The following is a 23,638-nucleotide window of genomic DNA, read 5'->3' on the forward strand; positions in this document are numbered from 1 at the left end:
CCAAGCTTACTTCTTTAGGACGCATTCACAATACTTCTAATTGTGTTGCATCCTCGTAAATTGGCAAAGGTATTGTTTCTAAAGAAAGCAGTTCTTTGCGCCCGTAAGAATCGAGCTTGTCAGTCCATTTGAGAATCAAACCGATGGGTACAGCTTCAAGAATGATACTGGCTCCAGAATACTTGTAATTAATATCTGCATTACTTGTAAAGCGACCCCAAACAGGTTGTAATATTTCTTGTTTTTTTGTTGGTTGACGCAAAATCACTAGTTCAATTACTTCCAGCTGTTCGCGATCTACTAATTCGAGGATTCTAATAATGTCACTAGGCGTACAACTATAAACATACCCTTGTTTAGTCGCTTCAACCAGCAGAGTCATTTGATGTCCTTTAATTTCTAGGGGACATGCTACTGGATCTATTAAACGCTCCCAATAAATAAGATTATCTTGCGACCGCTCTGGGATAACTAACTGGTTATTTTGCGAATAGCCACGTTTCTTTGTACCAATATTTTTATTTCTTCTGATTGGATTCCAGCCACTATATTTCATAATTTTCAAAAAAAAATAAAATTAGAAAACAAAAGTATTAACAATTATCAAGTGAAGAAATTTTTGTATTTCAGTGACAGCAAATAGTTTATATTGATCAATTAATTGCTTTTGTGGAGGACATCATAACAACATCTACTAATCAATCTTAACTATTTTTTCAAGAATATTAGTATCATAATCTTGCTTTACTTATCGGAGAAATTTATTAGCGAAAGATTATTATTTGATACCCCAACAAGGGTTATAAAACTGTTACCAGATTGACGTTAATTTTAATGCTTGAAATTCACAATAGTTAAATTTCTACTCATCTCAGTAAAAGGCAGTTTTTAATGGATATGTGACAGAATTTTTTCTGGACAGATAACGCTCAAACTTTATTTATTTGAAATTCAATCAAGCGAAAACATAACTATGTTTCAAAAAAAAAACCAGACTTTGAGTCTAACATTCACCCTTTTAATTTCTTCAAGCTTAGTTATTGGAGTTTTTTGGTGGAAATCTCACTTTTATAATACTGGCTTCGTTAATTTTGGGAAAAATCCCAGTAGTAAGCAAAAACAAAAATCACCACCATCCCTAGCTCAGAAGTTTACGCAAGTTAAAAATGTGCCTGCTGGATCGTTCAGCTATGGAGGTAGCACCACTTGGGCTTCAATTAGAAATAGAACTGAACAATCGCTCGCAAGAGTATTTCCAGAATATGAATTAATTTACATCAATCCAGAAAGAGGAAGTCCTGACTCTGCTGTAGGGATCGAAATGCTCCTCAATAATGAATTAGATTTTTCTCAAACTTCACGTTCTATAAAAGAAGAAGAACATAAAAAAGCAGAAATAAAAGGATTTACACTTACTGAAATTCCAATAGCTATAGATGGTATTGCTGTTGCAGTTCATCCCAAAATGAATATACCTGGCTTAAAGCTAGACGAACTCAAAAAAATATATTCGGGTGAAATTACTAACTGGAAAGATTTAGGAGGACCTAACTTAAAAATAACACCATACTCCAAACAAAATGAAGGTGGTACTGTAGAGTTTTTTCTGAAAAATGTTTTACACAAAGAGAAGTTTGGTAAAAATATTCAGATAGTAAAAAGCACAACGGAAGCCTTGAGAAGAATTATTAGCAATCGGGGTGGCATTTACTACGCATCTGCACCCAAAATTGTTACACAATGTGGCGTCAAACCCTTACCAATTGCACGAGTTGGTGAAAAATTTGTCCCACCTTATAAAAAACCATTGGTTCTCCCATATGAATGTCCAATACAGCGCAACCAATTGAATGTAGAGGCTTTTAAAAGTGATGAGTATCCCATGACCAGACGACTATTTGTAGTTGTGAAAAAGAATGGTCAAATTGAAGAAGAAGCAGGGATGGCTTACGCTAATCTTATGCTCACAGAAGAAGGTCAACAATTAATCTCGGAAGCAGGTTTTGTCAGGATTCGCTGACACACAAAATATAATGCAAATATTTGTAATTCTTGAGAAAAGTTAGAAAGACGTTATTTGCAATTCCATTCAAAAACATCAAATAAAAAATATATTGTTGGGGCTATTTCCTTCCCAAATAATCAAGCAACTTTTACCAAGAAACTTTTACAACTCGATAAATTTACCTGAGTCTCCAGCTATCTTTTATTAAGTACTAAACCTTTCTCACCTGTTAATATGAATATGCTTTTAGCCCACAGCAAAATACCCTGCAGGCTAATTTACAATCATACGTAGATAGAAAATACAAAATACTATACTAATACAAATTTACTGTATTGTATCTTGAGTACAAAATTTTACATTATCTTCTTTAATAATGGAAAAAGCATCAAATTCTCCACCATCAAATTCTCCGTCCACAGTAACTTGATCGCCTTCAGATAAGTTAACAGACGTGTTATCTCCAAAAACGTCCCAAGAGTCAACCTTCAAAGAATGTTCCTCAGTTTTTAATCTGAATCCATCTTCCCAAACTTTTTCAATCGTACCAGAAAAGGAACTGCTACGTGCTTGAGCAGTTGAAGTTAGGCTAGCAGTAACTAATAGACCAGTGAAAGCAACAACTGTTACAACAAACCTCATCTTTCCCCCTAAAGTTTTAGCTTAATATTTGCTTCATAATATTAAGAATACTGGATTTAGCGAAGCTATATTATTAACATTTCCGATTACAGTAATTAGTAAAATCTTCAGATAAGTTTTATCACTGATAATAATAGCTATGCTTATTGAAATATCTAATTTAAGACAATAACCAATCTAATTTCAGATCGTAAATACTTAGGCTAATGCAATATGAAAATGCAGACAAAGAAACATCGCATCAAGTGTAAATACCGTATAATTCTGCTACTGAGCATAATAGTGGTCGTCCCTTCGGGTTACATAATCAGATTTTCTCAAGGAACAGGGATTGAGTGGTTAGGTGATGTTTTTGGAAGCATTGCTTATGAAATATTTTGGATTTTATTAGTTGCTGCGATCGCTCCGAGAATTTCCGCATTCAAAGTTGCACTTGGAGTTTGCATTGCTACTTGTGGATTAGAATTTTTGCAGCTATGGCAACCACCTTTTTTGCAAGCTGCCCGCTCTACTTTACCAGGAAGACTAGTTTTAGGTAATACCTTTGTATGGTCAGATTTTCCTCCATACTTTATCGGTAGTTTCTTGGGATGGATATGGATAATAACAGCTAAAAAATATACTTTCAAGTCTTTTGGTTGATGTTTGCTGCAAACATGTGCACTTAGCCATAACAATAGAATATACGATGAAAAAGCAGTAGAAAAGAGACTATTGTGATTTGAACTGACCGACTCCGTCGGAAGGAAGAAGGAAGATGTCTTCAAACGCGTTTCCTACAAAAATCTTCCTTCCTGTTCAGCTTTGCTGCGTTCAAAGACAGAAAGGTACAAGCCCCGTCCATGAGCGGGCGGAAGAGGTTAGAGCCTACGGCGTCGGCGGAGCCTCTGACTAACGTCACGCTATAGCTATAGCTGCGCTACCTATAGCTGCGCTACCTACGGATCCGCTAAGGGAGGAGTGCAAGCAACTTTGGACGCGCTGCGCGTTCACTGCAGGTGCCTCTAACGGCAACATAAAACCTTCTTCCCTCTTCCTCCTTACTTCTTCCTTCCGGTGACAACAAATAACCAATCAACTTTTAAAACGATAATGAAGAAAAACTTCATCTTCAACAGTATTTACCGATAGTAAACGTAACCTCGGGGCAATAGCAGAAATAAATCCCGAACCATCTACAGGGGTAGGAGCAGTTTGACCGCCTAAAATTAACGGACAAATACTCAGCCATAGCTCATCAATTAAACCCAACTCCAGCATTGCTGCAACCAATTCGCCACCACCTAAAACCGCTAGACGGTTAATGCCAAGATTTACTAAATGCTCCAATGCTGCTGTAATATCAATTTGTTCTGATTGAGTTTCAAAAACTAAGACTTTTTCAAACTGTTGCTTAGAATTATATTGGTGTTTTGTAAATTCTTCCTGGTGCTGCTGCCAAAATCTTGCCCCTTGGGAGGTTGAAATTAACCAACGCCTAACAGGTTGCTCAAAAAAACGCATGTCGGGGTCTAGATCTCCGCTCTTAGAAATGGTTATATGAATAGGTTGGGGGGGGTAACCTAACTGGTTTCGATATTGTAACAACGCTAAATTAGATATTGTTAGTGTTGTATTATAGGCACGTAAAGTACCAGCACCGAATAAAACGGCATCTGAACCAGCAATTTGTTTTTCTAAGTGCGCCTTATCAGCTTTCGAGCCAAATCGAGCTGGCGATCGCATATAATCCGCGATTTTGCCATCCGCACTCATTGCCAAAACAATGGTGGTGTAAGGACGAAGTTTTTGCACCATTTACCAGGAAAATTTTGATATATTTTGTATTTGTGTGGGTTTTTTTTTAATCATTGGCAATATTTTATGCTTGCCAATTTACAAATTTCCAGTTTAGTTTTTGCTTCCCAGAAATCAGGCAACGGCAGTCAGTTTTACAAGTAGTTAAATCAAAATTGTATAATATGCTGCAGTTTCTTGGTGGAGAATTGTCAAAATCTTAGATAAAAATAAGTAAATTTTGAAACTGAAATGACATTAGCTGAACTACTTGCATATTGTTGCTATTGTTAACCGCACATAAGTTGTGAGAATGCCGATGGCTAAATCTCGTCAATCATCTTTTCGCCGAATTTTAGTATCAAGAATTTTGCTCCTATCTGTTCCCGTTTTATTGATAGGAGAAATCATAGTTTTTAAAAAAGCACGTTCGAGTTTGTTGGAGACAGCCCGTCAAAACCTCACAGAAAGTGCAGTAATTAAAGGAGAAATGATTACTAATGGGATCGCAGCCCTTAAGAGTAATCTAATCAGTATTTCCCAAACCAGTGTGATTCAGTCTGGTTCGCAGGAAAAAATTCAGGAATATCTCAAGCGATTAAAAAATTATTTACCAACCAATGTAGAGTGTATTCAATTAACAGATGTTACTAATAATAATGTAATTAATAGTACCTGTGGAGATAACATTATTAAGGAATTAAAACTTCCTCTACCTAGTAATGAAGTCGATCTTGATGTAAGATTGCCGCCACAAAATGGTATCACTGGACAAAAAGAAATCAAAAATAAACTAAGGTTGATATTTTCTGTTCCAGTATATGACCAGAATCAAACTGTTAAATATATTCTCAATCTCCAAACATTATTACAAGTCAGAGTAAAAAATAAACGAGGTATACTTACAGGCTCAACAGTTGTAATTGATGAAGATGGTAGAATTTTAGCCCATCCCATCGCCACACGTGTTGGGACTAACATTAAAGAGCATGCAGATGCTACTCGACTACAAAAAATAGTCAAAAATGCAGTCGCAGGGAGAAAGCACTTTTTACACCTCTTTTTTGAAAATGAAGGACAAGAATTATTAGCTGGTTACAAAGCGATCGCTGCTCCAGTTACTGGAAATCAAAAGGAAAAATGGGTTGTCCTGGCTGTTACTAGTCTAGATAACGCTTTATATGGATTGGGACAAATAAAAATCATATTATTGATTTTAACTTTATGTTTAGTTGGTGTTAGTGTTTTAGCCTCCTTGTATCTAGCCCGCGACTTAGCACTTCCTATGGAAGAATTGGGAGACTACGCTCAAAATCTCCATCTCAGAAAAGATGTTAAGCCAGTACCCCATAATTTTGAGATTCGGGAATTTAATCAACTAGCACAAGCTCTTGAACAAATGGTAGAACGTTTAAAAGCTTGGGCGAATGAATTAGAAATTGCTTGGGAGGAAGCAAAAGGAGCAAATCAAAGTAAAAGTCAGTTTTTAGCCGCCACTTCCCATGAATTGAGAAATCCTTTAAATATCATCATTAACTGCGTGCGGTTAGTGAGGGAAGATATGTGCGATAGTCGCGAAGAAGAGTTGGAATTTTTGAAGCGAGCAGATGATACCGCAATTCATTTGTTGGGGATCATTAATAGCTTACTTGACATTTCTAAAATTGAAGCAGGTAAGCTATCGGTATATCCAGAACCAATTGACCTGAGGAAATTACTGTTAGACGTCATTAATATTCAGTCGGTTACTGTCCAACAAAAAGGATTGCAGTTAAATACTCCACAAATGGACGAGATAATCCCAGTTAATGCCGATTCTAGCAAATTAAAGCAGGTACTAATCAATATTATTGGTAACGCAACCAAATTTACAGAAGCAGGTAGCATCACAATTAGTACAGCTACGGAAACAATTGAGGATAAACCACAAATAATTATCTCTGTAACGGACACAGGTCTGGGTATAGAACCATCACAACAGGAAAAACTTTTCCGTCCATTTGTGATGGTGGATACTTCTAGGAGTCGTCAGTTTGGCGGTACGGGTTTGGGATTAGCAATTTCCCGTAATTTAATGGAAATGATGGGAGGTAAGATCGCACTTGAAAGTCCCGGTTTGGATCAAGGTACGACAGTTAAAATTTCTTTACCTTTAATCGATCCTGCTTTACTTTCATCTTCAAGTACAGAAGCAAGAAATAATAAATCAAAATCAAAATTTTCACCTCAAATCGAACCAAACATACCGGTACAAAGTAGTAATAATTGTGTTTCCTTAAATAAAGAATCTCAGAATAGCAATTCATTAAAATCTGTAACTGAAGCAGTAAACTCAACAGAAAAAATGGATTTACTGGAGAAAAATTCATCCCAAAGTAAATGCGTTTCTTCCGTCCCCAAGCAGCTCGACAATAAATCCGGTTCTTCCGCCCAAAATTCCATTAAAAAAACTGGAGATCGCGGCGGAGATTCCCTACCAATTTTCATCCAAAAAGGTCGATTTTCCACCTTGATGGAGAGAAGTAGTCAAAGCAGTGAGGATTTTCACTAATTCCGTACCGACCCAACCGGATGAAACAGTAATAGGAGTATTGTGAAGAATGCAATGAACAAAGCGATCGCATACTCTTCTTAAAGGTTCGGCTGTTTCTATTGGTATAACTTCACGGCTTTGATTAATTGGAATAAATTGATTTTCCCGAACCTCAAACTCACCCCCCAAAAAACTTAAAGGGGAGTCTTGAGACATTTCATCAAAAATTAAATTACCACGGGAGCCAACAATCGCCAGTCGTCTCTGTTTATCTGGGTTAAGCCAACATAGGTGGATATGTGCTTGAAAGTTGTCTGGGTAGATTAGTTTTAACCATACAAGGTCAGATAGTCCTTGGTTTGGGTTTTTAGGGGAAGAAGACTGAAGCGGAGGAAAAGCAGAAATATTCTGATTTATTGTTCGCGTATCTGTTACTGGTGTGTTTTCTATTTGCGTACTCGTTGTTTGCAACCATACGGAACCTGTAGCTTGCACCTGTACTGGCGATTGACCCAACCAATGGTTAAAAATAGCAATATCGTGAATGGCTAAATCCCATAAAGCATCTACATCTTGACGAACTGGTCCCAAATGGGTGCGGGTAGCATAACCATAGCGTAAATCTCCCAGTTTTCCTGAAGAAACAACGTTTCTCCCAGACTCTACAGCGGGATGGAATAGATAAGTATGATCTACCATTAATAATCTGTGAGAAGTTTGTGCTAGCTGACAAAGTTCCTCACATTCCTTGGGATCCAGAGTCAAAGGCTTTTCTGCTAAGACATGATATCCCCAGCTTAAAGCATCACTAATTAGTTTGTAGTGAGTGGTAGCAGGAGTCGCAACAATAACAGCTTCTAATTCGTCAACTTCCTTGAGTTGTTGTAAGTGTGCTGTTAACAATACACTTTCATCTAAGTTATATTGTTTTTGAACTGTGGCTAATCTTTCTCGGTCGGGTTCTACTACAGCTGCTAACTGTGTTTGAGGGTGTTCTAAAATATTTCGTAACCAGTGAATTCCCCAGCGTCCCACACCGACGATAGCTATTTTGATTTGATTAGTCATTTGTTACTTTTAGTTAGTCAATTGTCACGTTCACATTAACTAACCCAATATAATTAATTTTGAGTTCAGGGTTTTCCCTGAGAGTCAATTGACAAAAAAGCAACTTTTGCAGCAGCCTGCTCTGCAGACTTTATAGAGCGTCCTTTACCCCAACCCAACTTTTCACCATTCAGCCAAACTTCAGCTTCAAAGCGATTTTTATCAGTTTGGGAATGATTTTGGGTTACCCGATATTCCGGTAAAACTTTAAATTGACCTTGAGTCCATTCTTGAAGTGCTGCTTTGTAGTTCAATCTAGCAGGGTCGAGGCGAATTTCTGCAGCTAACTTCTTAAAGTGAGGATCTAACCAAGGACGAATTAATTCCAAATTGTTAGTACTCAAGTACAATGCTCCCAAAACAGATTCAAAAGCATCCGCTAACCTTGACTCCATCCCAGCCCGATCGTTGCTTGCACCTCCAGCAACCTGCAAATATAATTCCAAACCATATACCCGAGCTAATTTAGCGAGAATGCGATCGCTAACCAATACCGAACGAATTGCTGCAAATTCACCTACAGGAAATTCACTATAGTTCTCCCACAACACTTGAGCTGCAACTAAGCGTACTACAGCATCGCCAACAAATTCCAATTGCTCGTAATTTGCTTTTTCAGAAACGCTAGGATGAATCAGTGCCAAATCTAACAACTGCCACTTAATTAAGTCCTTATTTGGCACGCCTAATCTTTCAATTAAGCTCTCTAGTTGTCTTTGTCGGCGTGGATAAGCAAGGGTCATGGGGATTTGCTATTTGAGATTAAAGATTTTCGTTGGCGTAAGGATGACACGATCGCGTCATAGGTAACTTTTTACTTCTTAGTTCTTAACTTCTTACTTGTACTAGCCCTATGGGGACGACCTATTTTGACTTTTGATTGGGAAATTGGTTCTGGCTGAAAAATTGATTTTTATTGAGAAATTGATTTTTAATTATGAGTTCTGGATTTTAAGCTTTGAATCTCGAACTTGAGAGTTTAAGCTTTGAATTCAAGTTTTTGGATTTCAAGTTATGAATAATAGCATAAGCAATGATTACGCTACAGTAACAAAATTTTATTTTTCGACTTATTTATTAACTAACTTCGTTCGTAAGGAAGAACCGAAGTTGCCAGTGCCGTTCACGTAGTGCGTTCAAAGTTGGGAGTAAACTTCTTTCATAAACACAAATATGGGTTGTTAGCGGTAGCGTGCCTGAAGGGCATATTCCCCTTGTGCTAAGCTAACGCCCTGCTGAGAAGACCGTTCGTTAGGGCGCGCGCGCGCGCGCGCGGCCTGTGTCATACGGTGTAAGATACGCCCGCACGAGGAAGCGTGAATGCGTTGGGGTTTAACCATTGCAATTCCAAACTTCTTCCTTCTTCCTTCTTCCCTCTTCCCTCGCTTTAATTTATTTCTTTACTAATCGCCAATTCCCAATAGCGAATCCCCAGTTTCCAGTAAGGATTAAGAAGAGAGTCGGAACATAAGCCGGGTTCTGTTCTCTTATTTACGGACACAGCATACTATATCCATAAATTTTGAGGGCGGTCATCTATCTGGGATGTCTGTTACCAAACACCTCTAGCGGCTCTTAATTGCGGAACTGGGAAAAGACCAACCGTGGTTCCTTTACCTTGCACCCAACCGGGGTTTACCGAGCCAACACCTCTCGATGTTGCTGGTGAGCTCTTACCTCACCTTTGCACCCTTACCTTTTTCAGTGACCAGTTATCAGTTTATGGCTTGCGCCCTGTGCTTGCTAACGCCTTACTAACGCGCACGCAAAGCTAACAGTTTATGGCTGACACCACGCCCTCATGGGCTACAGTTACCTGTTGACTGTTAACTGTTAACTGAAAGAAAGGCGGTATGTTTCTGTGGCACTATCCTCACGCTCACGCGCACTGGGCGTTACCCAGCAAGTCTGGTCTTTCGGGAGCCCGGACTTTCCTCAAACCAGTCATTACAACTAGTCTGTAACCACCTACGCCTACTCTCTCCCAATTTATTTTAATCTCGGATTGCAATTATTGCGTGCAAGTTATTTATTTAGTGTTTACAGAAATCTAAATTTACCCAAATAGAATAGGTAACACGTAATCAATATTGTCAGTTTGAAGAAGAATTTACCACAGCATAAACCGCGATCGCATGGGGGATGGGACGATTGGTAGAAATCAACGGGCGACCATTAACAATTAGTCCCGTGCTACCTCCACCATCAAGCATTGCTATGGTTCTACAGCGAAAATCTCGTAAAACTTTAATTGCATCTATTTGACGAGCATAGTTGCTAGAGTAAAGTACTACACTTTCTTGAGTGCCGTTGTTATCCAAATCGCTTACACCAAGAAATGTGCGTGGTAAGTATTTTTGAGTAGATTTATCAGCTAGTGGATGTAGTGCTCCTACTACTTCTGGAAAATGTGAGAATAATTGCTTAGTATAATTCTGAATCTTGGCGATCCCTGAAAATGGTCTGAAAGCGAATGCACGTATTTGACCCGGGTATTCCTTTCCAATTGCATAGCCGTAGGTAATCAAATTATTATCAGTTTTTAAACCAAAAGCAATACCTGTTGGGTTGTCATTAGTGGAAAAAAATGCCCCATTAACCATTGCAACAACTTTACGGGATGCAGTATTTCGAGCGAGTGCATCTTGCCAAAAATTAGATAGTATTTTTTTACTGATTTTACTGTCGTTATTTCCTGTAATATTTCCAGTTAAATTTTTGATAGTAGCTTTTCTTGTATCAATTACAGTGACATATTCCTGTTTTTGAATTTGAGACTGGGAATAATTAATAAGTAGACTTTGGTATACTCTAACCCCATCTTGGTGCAGGATTTTTTGGTAACTAGGAATTTTAGCTTCTGCTACTACTGAAATGGGGTTATGTGCTACAGAAAACACTATTAAACTAAATTTTATCTTCCACCAAAACAAATATAAAGAAATTTTTTGCTCTTCTTGATGGCTAATTTTGTTTTTGCGACTTTTCCAGTTAATTCGATTGTAGCTACGGAACTTATACCGTTCGCAAAATTCACGGATCCCGAGATTAGATATTTTAAATTTCTTATGGAACATTATGGAACATTTCTCTTACACCAATATTCATTATTCTTAATGAGAGACTAACTCAGTTGTTACGAAAAGATATAAACAAACCTTAAATCATTTAACCTGAGCTTGATTTTGCGAAACAAATGTTCCCTGTCCGGGAAGTAAAAACTCAGAATTACCTCAAAATTTAGCTTAGTCAAAATATTTCAGGATTTACGTATCAGAAAATTAAATATATTAAGTAATTTAAATAAAATGTATCTTTATGTAAAAAACATTATTAAGTAATGTATAAAAAAATGTTTTTTTTTGCAATATCTCGTTTTAACATCGATTGTTGAGCAAGCCTATCTATAGAGGTTCGAAAAAGTGAAGGTATTGCTCAGAAACAGGGAACAATAAATTTAAGCTTTCTGAGAAAAAATTAGGTCACATGTGGGTCTAGCTTGTAGAAAAAATCGCAGTACATAGATTGATCGATAACTTTATTACTAATCAAATTTATCAATCTGCTTGGAACTTCTTGTGATTCAATAATTCATTTCTAGTATGGTGCTTTTAACTAAAGTATCAAGCGTTCGGAATCAGGAAAGCTAATTATTTGAACTAAATTATTTGAAGTTAATTATTTGAAGTTAATTATCCTCATACTTCATTCAATCTTCAAAGTTTCTCAAAATAATCTTATTTTCATTTAGTCCACATTATTCAGTAAATTATTAGGTTTTTTAAAGCAATGTTACACCTAGCCGCTCATAACTCCGGTCAAGCCCAAAACTTGACAGATTCTAAGGGTACCCATGTGATTGAGAGAGGATTTGACCCACAGAAACTACACCATCAAGAGACAGTTTTTAACTTGTCCAATGGTTATTTAGGAACAAGGGGAACATTTGAGGAGGGCTATCCTCAAGATTCTCCAGCAACAATGATCCATGGCGTCTATGATGATGTAGAAATTGCCAAAACAGAACTGGTGAATTGTCCGAATTGGTTAGCTTTAACCATAACTATTGACGGACAACGCTTTGGGATGGAAAGTGGTGAAATTTTGACCTACGAGCGTAGATTGGATCTACGTTTGGGTATCCTTAGCCGTAATGTTCGCTGGCGATCGCCCAATGGTCAGACTGTAGAGTTTAACTTTGAACGTTTTGTTTCCCTAGCCGATCGTCATACTCTAGCTATTCGCTGTCAAATAACATCCATAGATTTTGAGGGTGAAGTTAAGATTACATCGGGCTTTGATGCTGAACCAACTACCCAAGGAAGACCTCATTGGAAAACTATTGAGTGGGGTAGTAAAGATAATGTTATGTGGTTGCATACCCAAACTAAAAGTTCCCAAATCCAATTGGGAATGGCGGCTAAATTAACCACGCAAGACGATGAATTTGTCATATCTAGTACCGATTCACAAGTAGAGGCTAAGTGCTATTTTCTACCCGGACAAACCTTTGGCGTAGAAAAAATTGTGACTATTTTCACATCTCGAGATACAGAAATTCCCCTTGATGTTGCATTGGATAGACTTGCAGAAAATCCAAGCTATCCAAGCTTACTCGCTGCGCACATTGCTGCGTGGGATCTAGTCTGGAAAGATAACGACGTGATTATTGAAGGCGATACCTTAGCTCAGTTGAGCGTTCGTTATAACATTTTTCAACTGCTTGCAGTTGCACCGCGCAATGATGATCGAGTTAGTATTCCACCTAAAACACTTTCTGGTTTTGGTTATCGCGGACATATTTTCTGGGATACAGAAATTTTTATTCTTCCCTTACTCGTCCTAACTCAGCCAGCACTTGCTCGTAATCTCTTGAATTATCGGTATCATACCTTGCCTCAAGCACGCCTGAAGGCACAAGAAATGGGATTTGAAGGAGCAATGTTTGCTTGGGAAAGTGCTGATACAGGTGAAGAAGTAACTCCCCGTTGGGTACCCGATCCTAATGGTGAAATGGTGCGAATATGGTGTGGAGATTTAGAAATACATATTAATTCTGATATTGCTTATGCTGCTTGGCAATATTGGAAAACCACTGGAGATGACGAATGGATGAGCTCTTATGGGGCTGAAATGTTCCTAGATACTGCAAACTTCTGGGAAAGTCGGGTTGAATGGAACGAGACTCGTGATTGCTACGATATTCGCGATGTTATTGGTCCTGACGAGAATCACGATCGCGTAGATAATAATGCTTTCACCAACTTAATGGTAAGGTGGCATTTAAAGTCTGCTATTACTTTGTGGGAATGGTTATCTCAAGACTGTCTGGAAACAGCTTCACACTTAGCCGATGCTCTGAAAATAAGTCCAGAAAAACTACAACATTGGGCTGAAATCGCCGATCAAATATTTATCAATATCGATTCTTCTACCGGCTTAATAGAACAATTTGATGGTTTCTTCGATTTAGAATATGTTAACTTTGCCGATTACCAATCTCGAACAACATCTATGCAAGGTTTACTGGGGATAGAAGAAACTAGCAAGAAGCAAATCCTCAAACAACCAGATGTATTAATGGTGCTTTATTTGTTGCGGGATTTATACGATACACAAACCTTACAAGCAAATTGGGATTACTACACACCCCGTACTGACCACAGTTATGGTTCTTCTCTAGGTCCAGCAATTAACGCCATTGTGGCTTGCGATCTCGACCGAGCAAATACAGCATACGACCACTTTATGCAAGCAGCATTGGTAGACTTAGTTAACGTCCGTCTCAATGCTAATGATGGGGTTCATGCTGCAAGTGCGGGTGGAGTTTGGCAAGCTGTAATCTTTGGATTTGGTGGTGTCAGAATGACAGAATCTGGTCCAGTTGCTTGTGCAAAATTACCTACTAATTGGAAACGCCTGCAATTTAAACTCAAATGGCATGGTGAATGGCATGAATTCGATTTACGTCCAGAGTTGGTTTGCAATGATGATAAAACAACTGAAGTTTTTCAAGCATCAGCGTAAAACCATAATCAATGTCTATTTACATAGCACAAAATCTCAAATCCTTTGCTAGAGAAGCATCGTATTGATATTGTAGAGATGCAATCAATACACCAGAGACGCGATATATCGCGTCTCTACAGAGTTATAATCATAAACGAACCCGCCATAAATTACTAGAATATAGCACTTATAGTAATTTGAGATCCTGAAAACAACGGCGCATCAATTCTTTGCGAGCAGCAATATCTTTTTTGTTGCGAATATCAATATTAACTGTAAAAAAGTAAGTGTTATTATCCCTTTCTAAGTAACCCACATACCATCCAATTTGGGGTGTTGTCCTTGCAGCCCATCCCGTCTTTGCTCTGATGGTGTAATTGGGAGTCTGCTCAATGATCGCAATATCTTTCACAATTGACTGCGAACGCTCAGAAAACGGTAAATCATTCTTGTACAGACGTTGGAGAAACTGAATTTGCTCTTGGGGTGTAATTCGTATTTCTCCTTTGAGCCAAAATGTATCAATATCTTCCTTACTACCAATTTTTTGGTTTCCATACCCAACCTTAGTAACCCATTTTTGCATTTCCTCGTGTCCAACTCTGCGAGCGATAACTTGGTAAAACCAAACTGCTGAGTTCTTAAATGCTTCTCTCATATTAAGGTCGCGGTTCCACTGAGGAAAATCTCTTTTAATTCCGTCCCACGTAAAAACAGAAAGTTCGTCATTAAGTACGCCGGTTTCTAAAGCAATTAAAGAGTTGAGAATCTTGAAAGTTGATGCGGGTAAAAAACTTTTTGCGTTGCGACTGGGGTTATGTTCGTAAGTTTTATTTTTGTTTAAATCGTAGATGAGAATAGATCCTTCAACTCCCAATTTGTGAAAGTGTCGTTCAAAATTAATTTTTTGAGCAACACTCATATTATTGGAAGATTGAATTATCAGTTTTGATGTACCCAGTACCTGTTGTGTTGGTTGAAGTAAAACAAAACTGAGGGAGTTGGAACCCACAAAGATAATAGTCAATAAACGGAAAATTTGCTTCATAAGTTCCCATAAATCACTAAGATCCAAAGCATCATAGCATCCCGCAACTAAACAGATAGATAAACGGGATTAACCAACCGATAACCCTCCGTATCATGTAATCTATTTAATCCGCTCAAAGCACCCATAATCCCTTCAAAAGCCAAATCACTGATTATACAGATTACGAGATTACACGGATGAGGATAATCGGGTTGTAGAATCTTTTAATCGGTGCAATCATGTAATCTATTTAATCCACTCAAAGCACCCATAATCCCTTCAAAAGCCAAATCACTGATTATACGGATTACGAGATTACACGGATGAGGATAATCGGGTTGTAGAATCTTTTAATCGGTGCAATCATGTAATCTATTTAATCCGCTCAAAGCACCCATAATCCCTTCAAAAGCCAAATCACTGATTATACGGATTACGAGATTACACGGATGAGGATAATCGGGTTGTAGAATCTTTTAATCGGTGCAATCATGTAATCTATTTAATCCACTCAAAGCACCCATAATCCCTTCAAAAGCCAAATCACTGATTATACGGATTACGAGATTACACGGATGAGGATAATCGGGTTGTAGAATCTTTTAATCGGTGCAATCATGTAATCTATTTAATCCACTCAAAGCACCCATAATCCCTTCAAAAGCCAAATCACTGATTATACGGATTACGAGATTACACGGATGAGGATAATCGGGTTGTAGAATCTTTTAATCGGTGCAATCATGTAATCTATTTAATCCACTCAAAGCACCCATAATCCCTTCAAAAGCCAAATCACTGATTATACGGATTACGAGATTACACGGATGAGGATAATCGGGTTGTAGAATCTTTTAATCGGTGCAATCATGTAATCTATTTGTCGTTTGACAAATTAAATGACCACTTGCCAAAATAATGTCCTTTAAAATATTTAACTGCAAACCCTTACACTGTAAGGGTTTTTTTATTTTATGTCCAATTTAGCTGGACACAGGATTATTGACAAATTAAGTGTCCTATTTTAGATATATGACAAATTATTTGTCCTTTCTTGAAAAAAGGTTATTGTCGAAGATTTTACGAAATTTGACAAAATAAGTGTCCTCATAGGAGTAAAATACAAAAACGTTCTAATTAAACAATTATGTTTTTATGGATGACGATTACCCTAATGACTTTAAAGAGTTAGAAACCAACGAAATAGTCACACAACTCTCTCATGAAGAGAGGTTTGTGTTGGAAATAATTCAAGATTTACTTAAGCCGTGCGATCGCAAAACTTATGGACAAAAACAAAGAGAAGCTGCAGCCAAGCTTGGGAAATCAGTGCGGACTGTACGAAGGTTAGTCAAAAAATGGGAAGAACAAGGTTTAGCTGCAATTCAAGTAGAAACACGGGTTGATAAAGGTAAGCATCGCATCGATAAAAATTGGCAGGATTTTATTATTAAAACCTATAGGGAGGGTAATAAAGGTAGTAAGCGAATTAGTCCTTTGCAAGTTTCGATACGAGTAAAAGCTAGAGCATCTGAATTAGGGCAAGATAAGTATCCTAGCTACAGGACGGTGTATAGAGTTTTGCAGCCAATTATCGAGCAAAAAGAACAAAAAGCAAGTGTACGAAGTCGGGGTTGGCGAGGTTCGCGTTTATCAGTTAAAACTCGCGATGGTAAAGATTTATCGGTTGAGTATAGCAATCATGTTTGGCAGTGCGACCATACTCAAGTAGATTTGTTGCTGGTAGATAGACATGGTGAAATAGTTGGTCGTCCTTTTCTAACAACGGTTATAGATACTTACTCCAGATGTTATGTAGAATCCACGTCGTAGAAATATTTGTGTGACTAGGTCTTGGCATAATATTCTACAATGTAACGCCACTAAAATTAATTTTTCTGTTCCATAACAGCTTTTGCTTCTCGCCAAAACATTAACTGATATTGAGCAGGTAGATCATCTCTGACAACTCTGACCATTAATTTGCCATTTTGTGTTGGCAAGTAATTTTTGGGGAGATTTTGACAAAAGCCAATTTCAATCGCTTCACTGTACCAACGGTCAAATTCATCATCTAATTTTGTAGCTTGTTGAGTGGGAACATTAGGTTGTGCCTCATCACGGATCATTGCCAGAAGACAAGCCCCAGGATTATTGACAACGTTTACGCTGCGGTATTGCTCGAATGCTTTAATCGCAAGTTCAACAATGTTAGGGTCATGCTTGTTTATCTCTTGTTGCAAGCGAACTCCAAGCTTAATACCCATCTGTTGAATTGATTGAACAATTGCTTGTGGTAGGTTGTCATTGCCAGTGTTAGAAGCTCGATGTGGCTTAGTTTGAATCGGAACGACTTTTGGATTATGGGATGGTTGGGTCAATTTGAGTATTTGCGCCCGTAAACGCTCACACTCCGAGCGTAGCTCGAATATCTCAGCAACATGACCTCTAAGCACCTGGTTTTGATGTTTTAACTCCTGATTTTGCGCTTCCAGTTCTCGAATCCGTTGTTTTGAAACTTGATGAAGTGTTTTGAGACTGTGTGGTCCGGGTTGTTTTTTCTCTAGTTCCTTGTGGTGGGTTGTTTTGTGATTTTGCAAATCGTGGATGTAAGCCTTGAGTTCGGGCCATTTGTAGAGGTAGGAAACAGAACAACCTGCGATTTGTGCGATGTTAGGGAAAGTGAGAGGTTGACCGCTATTTTGTAGATGTTGGATAGCACACAATACTTGTTCTCTTTTCTTCTGTTTGCGTTGCTTTTGAGCTTGAACAAGTACGGCAGTTTGTTTTTCTCGATCGAGTTTTTTATTCATTTGCCAACCTCAATAGTTCATTTAACCATTTATCCATGGCTTCAATAGTTGTTTTAGCTTCTTCATAAGCAAGTTCTGCTCCTATTGCTTGAGCTTTTTGCATTCGTTGTTGCTCTGCTGAATATTGACGCTGATAGAGGGGCAGTTTTTCTGTACTGGGACGAAAACTGCTACAGCCATAGCACTTGGGATAAAGATTATAAGGACAGGGAGTTTTTGGGTCGAGACTGCAGTGACCATAAACGACTAACCTTGGGGTAATTTCCATGTCAAGTTCATGGGCTTTAGGATTCTTCAATAAACTTTCTGGTAAACTCTGCCAAGGGAGAAAACGGTTGTCAGGATTCATTAGTAAAGCCTGAAAGGGCAAGTCTACAGAGGCGACCTGCTCCCTTGTAGGTGGAGTATAGTGAACGAATGTGGTAGAACTTCTAACATGGTCAGCATAAAGTTGGGCAGCTTCTATACCATGTTTAGCTCGAACTTCTTGTAAACGACTCGAACGGGTAATCCTGCCAGTGAAAAGAGGAGGTTGACCATTAGCATCACGGATATCTTCTTGCTCTATAAGCCAGCGAATGATACGAACCATTGGATTATTTTTTACATCTACTCTAGGGGGTTTTGGTAAAGGTTTCATATTGGGAAAATCTGGGTAAGAAAGCTTTCTTATCACCCGAAAATGGCAGAAAAGATAGGAATAATCCGGTGCAAAAGTTTGTTGTATCCAATTTTGTTGTTCTTCAATGATCTGTCTGATTTCACGGGTAGCAGGTAGTTGATGCCAACGATTTACTTTGTGTTGGTAAAACTTGATATACCACTTGCCGTCTTCTTCTACTAAACAGTCAAAAGCTATTTGACAGATATCCCCTGTACGAGCAGCCGTATATTCTTGTACTAAATAATGACGAGCAATTGGAGCAGGGATCTTATTTAAGTTTTGTTTGATTGCTTTGCGTGTGATTTCATCTAGCCAGTCAACATCATCCTTTCTAATTTTGGGAAAATCGCGACGACGAAGCAGGTATGATGTGTTCAAATCCAACCAGTCAAAAAAGTTTTTTAAATCAGATAGCTTTTTGTGGAATGTACTTGTTTTATTAGTCTGACAAAGGTCGAAAAAAGACAACATTATTTCCCGAGTAATATCGTGAGGATGTTGTAATTTTCGTTGCTCTACAATCAGACCAAATTGGCGCAGAGTTATCTGGGAGTTTATAATGTTCGTAACAGAGTTATAAACTTTGCTCTCAAGCAAAGAATAAAAATATTTCTTTAAGACTAAGCGATACCACTGAGATTTAATAGTGGCAAACTTGAGAGTTTGTGCAGTAGGATTTTGATAGAAATGTCGTAAATCCCAAATGTCCTCCTCAAAGCAAAAGGGTAAAAGCTGATTGTGACTACCAACCCAGCTAGAGGAATCTTTTGATTCAGGGTTGAAGCAGATGTGGCAGAAGTAGCATTTGTAGGGGCTAATTTGATGTTCTATCCGATAAATCCATCCTTTATGTCCATCCGGTCCCAATTGAGTGCAGAGGGGATTTGGGCAACTTATATTGGATGCGTAGTTAAAAATTTGAGTTGGAACTTTACAAGTAAGATTAGTGTTTTTGCGACAAGACTTACACTTTAAAGCAAGATTACACATTAGATTCTTCTGGTGGATAAAGTATTTGAGTTGTCCCGATTGACAACGTGGACAACTAAATTCCCCTTGATATTCTTGTTTCCAGTTAATTTGTAATCTGCCATCAAGAGTTGGGTGAGTTGAAATTGGTGGATGTTTACGCTCAACACCAGGAACCTTACAAGTTAGGCGAATCTCTTTTCTACAAGAGTTACACCTAACACTAAACTTACAAGTAGCATTTTGACGATATTGGAATGCTGTAAATCTACCTGTTTGGCAATGGGGACAACGAAATTCGTCATGATATTCCCGTTTCCAGTCTACGAATAGAGGTTGGTGTAGAGTTGGGTGTATAGAGATAGCTGGATACCTACGTGCTCCCATTAGCGTCATCTTCTATAAAATTTTCTAGTTCTCTCAAGCCTTGCAAACGGTTGTTTAGTAGCTGTAATAAACGTTGGATTTCAGTTACCCGCCTTTGTTTTTCTGCAATCTGAGCTTGTTCTAAGTCTTGTTCTAAATTTTTGATGTCAGCTTCTAAGGATAGCTTGTCGAATAAAGTGACCCGATGGTGAATGCAGCCCAAACAAGCGTAGCGATACTGACAGTCTCCTAGCATCGTAGGACGGTGACATTCTCCTAGGGGAGTGCTGACTTTCAGTAAGTCAGCCAATCTTTCATATCGCAGTTTTTTGGGTTTGATTGTGGTAATTCGACCGTACATATCCACATAACCTTTAGTTTGAGCTTCTTTCTCTAACCGAACAAGGGAATGTTGACGATAATGAGGCAACATATCCAAAGAGCTATGACCTAGAACGGCTGCTATGTATTCATCTTCTGCTTCACAATGAGCCATAATACTAGCCTTAGTGCGACGGAACATATGGCTGGTTAAGTAGAATTTATTGGCATATTTGTCTTTTAAACAAGCTACTTGACTAAAGCTTTTTAACCATTCACATATAGATGAATAAGTGATTACTTGTGGGATATAGACTGGTTCTACTTGAAATCTCCCTCCTGCTTTAGCGCCATCCATTAGTGCAGCAGAAGTTTTGCAGAACAAATTTTCAAAATCGCAATTATCACCGAATTGATTGTTTAAGAACCGCTGTTGTTCTTGGACTAATTGGGCTACTAATGGATGAATTTGAGAGAATCGCCAGTGTTTACGTTTTTGTACCCAACGTAACAAAAACCAATGATTACCTTCAAACTTAAGGCATTGGCGTGGCATCGTTAACATTTCTCCAATTCGACACCCCAACACCAATTGCAACCGAAATAATCTTTCTAGAGTTGGTGGAAATAGGTCAAACTTCTCGTAGATTTGATACAACACTTCTTCTGGAATTGTCTCGATTTTTGGGTGAGATTGTTTGACTTTACGAGGAGTATATGAAAGTTTGAGCCATTGTTCTTCTGCCCATAGTTTGGTTGCATAGAGTATAGTTGTCCTTCTGTATCTACTATTACTCTGGCTTATAAACTGTTGCAAAAGCGGGTCAGTCACAGTTTGAGGTTGGGTACATCCAACTTCTAGTAAAAAATTATCCAACTGCTTTAAAATATTCACTATGAGTGCTACTCGACCTAGTGAGTGACCTTCTCTGACTGCTGCTTTGGCTGTTAGCTTTGCCAACAGTTTTAGCCATGGCAAAGTAAACTTTGTGAAGTAAAGATAGTGATTTCCACGAATTCGGCATTCTTGTTCAGTATAGCCAAGTGTTGTAAGCAACCATATATCCTGCTCCATCAAAACGTTATCAATAATTTTCCTATCCAGTTGGGAGTTTTGTACCTGCTGGTGTAGTGTTTCAACAGATAATTGTGCTCTCATTAGTCACTCTCACTTTGTAAGTAAGTTTCTAAAGTCATCTGATCTAAAATATGGCTGTAAATGTCTTTAGTTGTTGTAATTGATTTATGTCCTAAAAGCTGTTGTACATAACCGTCGAGATACCCTGACTGAAGCATTCTAGTTGCCATTGTGTGCCTGAGTAAATGCGGATGCGCCTTAATTCCTGTTCGGGAATACAGTTGGTCGAATAACTTGTTTAGTCTGGTTGCAGACATGGGATGTCCAATATTTTTCCCTTCTAAGTTGACAAAGAGCATTCCATGTTCCAACTGCTCGGCTTGGGGCGGATATTCTTCTAGTAAATAAGCCTCAAATGTTTGTTGAACATTTTTCATATTGTTGAGAATTGGGATTTCTCGCTCTGTTCCCTTAGCCCAAGCCTGATTTGGATTACTACGCCGAACAATCCGAATGCGTCCATTGACGTCCAAGTTTTCAACATCTTCTAGATGAAGACCTAATAATTCACCTCGGCGAATTCCTGTTTCTCTCAATAACATTAGGATTAGTCTGTCTCTATAAGTCTTACAAGCTTCCACTAACCTCACAACTTCCTCATCTTTTAGACAACCAGGGAAAGCCTTGGGTTGTTTGAGTTTAATTCGTTTACGTTGTTGAGGATTACTTTTAACAATTCCTCTAAGAAAACCTCCTCTCTTACCTCGACCATGAGCTAGTTTGGTAAATCGTTTTTGATCAATTCGACCTTCAAGTGCATGGAAGGAGTATAGTTCTTGAATTGCCGTTACTGCCTGATTGACAGTTCGAGGACTTCGTTTTGAGACTTTTTCTCCAACTTCTTGACTAATAACTTCAACTTCACCCCCAAGAAGATACCAATTAACGAAATCTGCCAATTCATCCAAACCAATTTCAGTCCAATCCAATACTTTGTATTCGAGCCAACGCCAAAAATCAACGAGTCGGTAAGCATAGGTGCTGACTGTATTCGCGGCTAATCCTCGCTTGTGGCAGTAATTTAGAAATCTTTGAATTGGTTCTACGGGTAAATTGCTTTGGGTATCAAAGACGCATCGAAACTGCTCACCGGTTTGAGGGTCTATTGCTGTTTCTACCTTAATCAATTTCTACGTTGTCAATACCTTATTTATTCTATTGTATCAGAGTTTTTGGAGGAATTGTTGTTGTTGTTTCTACTTTGTAGAAATCATTTTTGCTGTTGTTGTAACAGATGTATTATGGGCATCAACTTAGGTTTTGATGCACCAAGTTCTGAGGTTGTGGCTTTGGGGTTGCGTCATGCAATAATGCCCAAACATTATGACTCTGAATACGGGCTCCATGAAGAATGGGGTACTTATGGCTTACCACAGCACTTTTATACTGATGGTGGTAAAGATTTTCGTTCCAATCATTTGCAGCAAATTGGCGTGCAATTAGGGTTCGTTTGTCATTTGCGCGATCGCCCTTCAGAAGGTGGAATAGTTGAACGTCCTTTTGGAACTTTTAACACTGAATTATTTTCTACTTTGCCCGGATATACAGGGTCAAATGTACAACAACGTCCCAAAGAAGCAGAGAAGGAAGCTTGTATAAATTTACGGGAGTTGGAGAAGTTGCTAGTACGCTTCATTGTAGATAAATATAACCAGAGTATTGATGCTCGTTCTGGCGATCAAACTCGTTTGCAAAGGTGGGAAGCTGGTTTAATTGCGACTCCTAATACTTTTTCACAACGGGATTTGGATATTTGTTTGATGAAGCAAACCCGGCGTTCAATCTATAGAGGTGGGTATTTACAATTTGAAAATTTGACATACAGAGGTGACCTTTTAGCAGGTTATGCAGGTGAAAGTGTTGTATTACGTTATGACCCCAGAGATATCACAACCATTTTGGTTTATCGCCAAGAAAGGGGTAAAGAGGTATTTCTCGCCCGCGCTTATGCTCAAGATTTGGAAACAGAGGAACTGTCTCTAGATGAGGCGAAAGCTACTAGCCGCAAGATACGGGAGGTCGGTAAAACAATCAGTAATCGCTCAATTTTGGCAGAAGTCAGGGAGCGAGAAACTTTTGTCACTAAAAAGAAAACTAAAAAAGAACGTCAGAAAGCGGAACAAGCCGAACTGAAAAAAACTAAGCAACCTTTACCTGTTGAGGTGGAGGAAGAAGTAGAAGTGACAGCAAATGAAAGCAAGCCAGGAGCAGAAATGCTGGAGGTTTTTGATTACGAACAAATGCGAGAAGATTACGGATTTTAAA

At 38.4% G+C, this 23,638-nt stretch carries 17 protein-coding genes and 1 other RNA gene; 6 read left to right on the forward strand and 12 right to left on the reverse strand.

The window, feature by feature from the left end:
* Nucleotides 1-25 precede the first annotated feature (25 nt).
* Nucleotides 26-556 (reverse strand): hypothetical protein, encoded by a 531-nt coding sequence (locus BC008_RS38595; RefSeq protein WP_058183375.1) that lies wholly within the window; start codon nucleotides 554-556, stop codon nucleotides 26-28.
* A gap of 417 nt (nucleotides 557-973) precedes the next feature.
* Here BC008_RS38595 and BC008_RS38600 point away from each other — a divergent pair, with 417 nt between their 5' ends.
* Nucleotides 974-2,020: a PstS family phosphate ABC transporter substrate-binding protein gene (locus BC008_RS38600; RefSeq protein ID WP_058183374.1), complete on the forward strand. Its 1,047-nt coding sequence runs from the start codon at nucleotides 974-976 to the stop codon at nucleotides 2,018-2,020.
* Nucleotides 2,021-2,332: 312 nt separating this feature from the next.
* On the opposite strand, the gene BC008_RS38605 is transcribed toward BC008_RS38600, so the two are convergent.
* The gene (locus BC008_RS38605) at nucleotides 2,333-2,647 is read right to left on the reverse strand and encodes a hypothetical protein (protein ID WP_036266737.1); all 315 of its coding nucleotides are present in this window, start codon (nucleotides 2,645-2,647) and stop codon (nucleotides 2,333-2,335) included.
* A 282-nt stretch (nucleotides 2,648-2,929) separates the two neighbouring features.
* Between BC008_RS38605 and BC008_RS38610 the strand changes: the two genes are divergently transcribed.
* Complete coding sequence (locus BC008_RS38610) at nucleotides 2,930-3,289, forward strand: ribosomal maturation YjgA family protein (protein WP_235595812.1); 360 nt, start codon at nucleotides 2,930-2,932, stop codon at nucleotides 3,287-3,289.
* A 432-nt stretch (nucleotides 3,290-3,721) separates the two neighbouring features.
* On the opposite strand, the gene BC008_RS38615 is transcribed toward BC008_RS38610, so the two are convergent.
* Nucleotides 3,722-4,444, reverse strand: coding sequence for a RibD family protein (locus BC008_RS38615; protein ID WP_027844896.1), 723 nt, complete (start codon nucleotides 4,442-4,444; stop codon nucleotides 3,722-3,724).
* Between the two features lie 298 nt (nucleotides 4,445-4,742).
* On the opposite strand from BC008_RS38615, the gene BC008_RS38620 reads away from it, so the two are divergent.
* Nucleotides 4,743-6,974, forward strand: coding sequence for a sensor histidine kinase (locus tag BC008_RS38620; RefSeq protein WP_063800749.1), 2,232 nt, complete (start codon nucleotides 4,743-4,745; stop codon nucleotides 6,972-6,974).
* Here BC008_RS38620 and BC008_RS38625 read toward each other — a convergent pair.
* From BC008_RS38625 to BC008_RS38635, 4 genes are all read right to left on the reverse strand, one after another.
* The gene (locus BC008_RS38625; RefSeq protein ID WP_027844895.1) at nucleotides 6,897-8,024 is read right to left on the reverse strand and encodes a Gfo/Idh/MocA family protein; all 1,128 of its coding nucleotides are present in this window, start codon (nucleotides 8,022-8,024) and stop codon (nucleotides 6,897-6,899) included. The genes BC008_RS38620 and BC008_RS38625 overlap by 78 nt on opposite strands.
* Nucleotides 8,025-8,089: 65 nt before the next feature.
* Nucleotides 8,090-8,806 carry a ribonuclease III gene (gene rnc, locus BC008_RS38630; protein WP_027844894.1) on the reverse strand — a complete coding sequence of 239 codons (717 nt, stop codon included), beginning with the start codon at nucleotides 8,804-8,806 and terminating at the stop codon, nucleotides 8,090-8,092.
* A 709-nt stretch (nucleotides 8,807-9,515) separates the two neighbouring features.
* Nucleotides 9,516-10,044, reverse strand: an RNA gene (gene rnpB / locus BC008_RS38815) — RNase P RNA component class A.
* A gap of 112 nt (nucleotides 10,045-10,156) precedes the next feature.
* Nucleotides 10,157-11,140 (reverse strand): phosphodiester glycosidase family protein, encoded by a 984-nt coding sequence (locus BC008_RS38635; RefSeq protein ID WP_027844893.1) that lies wholly within the window; start codon nucleotides 11,138-11,140, stop codon nucleotides 10,157-10,159.
* 712 nt (nucleotides 11,141-11,852) lie between these two features.
* Here BC008_RS38635 and BC008_RS38640 point away from each other — a divergent pair.
* A complete protein-coding gene (locus BC008_RS38640) occupies nucleotides 11,853-14,090 on the forward strand; it encodes a glycoside hydrolase family 65 protein (protein ID WP_058183373.1) in 2,238 nt (745 codons plus the stop codon).
* 169 nt (nucleotides 14,091-14,259) lie between these two features.
* Here the strand turns inward: BC008_RS38640 and blaOXA are convergent, their stop codons facing one another.
* Entirely contained in the window at nucleotides 14,260-15,120 is an 861-nt protein-coding gene (gene blaOXA, locus BC008_RS38645; protein WP_027844892.1) for a class D beta-lactamase, read from the reverse strand.
* Between the two features lie 1,137 nt (nucleotides 15,121-16,257).
* Between blaOXA and BC008_RS38650 the strand changes: the two genes are divergently transcribed.
* Nucleotides 16,258-16,935: a helix-turn-helix domain-containing protein gene (locus BC008_RS38650; protein ID WP_235595811.1), complete on the forward strand. Its 678-nt coding sequence runs from the start codon at nucleotides 16,258-16,260 to the stop codon at nucleotides 16,933-16,935.
* 56 nt (nucleotides 16,936-16,991) lie between these two features.
* Here the strand turns inward: BC008_RS38650 and BC008_RS38655 are convergent, their stop codons facing one another.
* Genes BC008_RS38655 through BC008_RS38670 form a run of 4 tightly spaced genes read right to left on the reverse strand, consistent with a single transcriptional unit; the run spans nucleotide 16,992 to nucleotide 22,500 of the window.
* Nucleotides 16,992-17,915, reverse strand: a complete 924-nt coding sequence (locus BC008_RS38655; RefSeq protein ID WP_027845642.1) for a DUF6262 family protein — start codon at nucleotides 17,913-17,915, stop codon at nucleotides 16,992-16,994.
* Nucleotides 17,908-19,935, reverse strand: a complete 2,028-nt coding sequence (locus BC008_RS38660; protein ID WP_027845643.1) for a site-specific integrase — start codon at nucleotides 19,933-19,935, stop codon at nucleotides 17,908-17,910. The genes BC008_RS38655 and BC008_RS38660 overlap by 8 nt, the downstream gene beginning before the upstream one ends.
* Nucleotides 19,922-21,394: a site-specific integrase gene (locus BC008_RS38665; protein WP_027845644.1), complete on the reverse strand. Its 1,473-nt coding sequence runs from the start codon at nucleotides 21,392-21,394 to the stop codon at nucleotides 19,922-19,924. The genes BC008_RS38660 and BC008_RS38665 overlap by 14 nt, the downstream gene beginning before the upstream one ends.
* The gene (locus BC008_RS38670) at nucleotides 21,394-22,500 is read right to left on the reverse strand and encodes a tyrosine-type recombinase/integrase (RefSeq protein ID WP_027845645.1); all 1,107 of its coding nucleotides are present in this window, start codon (nucleotides 22,498-22,500) and stop codon (nucleotides 21,394-21,396) included. Before BC008_RS38670 ends, BC008_RS38665 begins: the two co-directional genes overlap by 1 nt.
* A 114-nt stretch (nucleotides 22,501-22,614) precedes the next feature.
* On the opposite strand from BC008_RS38670, the gene BC008_RS38675 reads away from it, so the two are divergent.
* Nucleotides 22,615-23,637: a Mu transposase C-terminal domain-containing protein gene (locus tag BC008_RS38675; RefSeq protein ID WP_321170069.1), complete on the forward strand. Its 1,023-nt coding sequence runs from the start codon at nucleotides 22,615-22,617 to the stop codon at nucleotides 23,635-23,637.
* The last annotated feature ends 1 nt before the right edge of the window (nucleotide 23,638 follow it).

The sequence above is a fragment of the Mastigocoleus testarum BC008 genome (genome assembly GCF_001456025.1).
In the GTDB taxonomy this organism is placed as follows: domain Bacteria; phylum Cyanobacteriota; class Cyanobacteriia; order Cyanobacteriales; family Nostocaceae; genus Mastigocoleus; species Mastigocoleus testarum.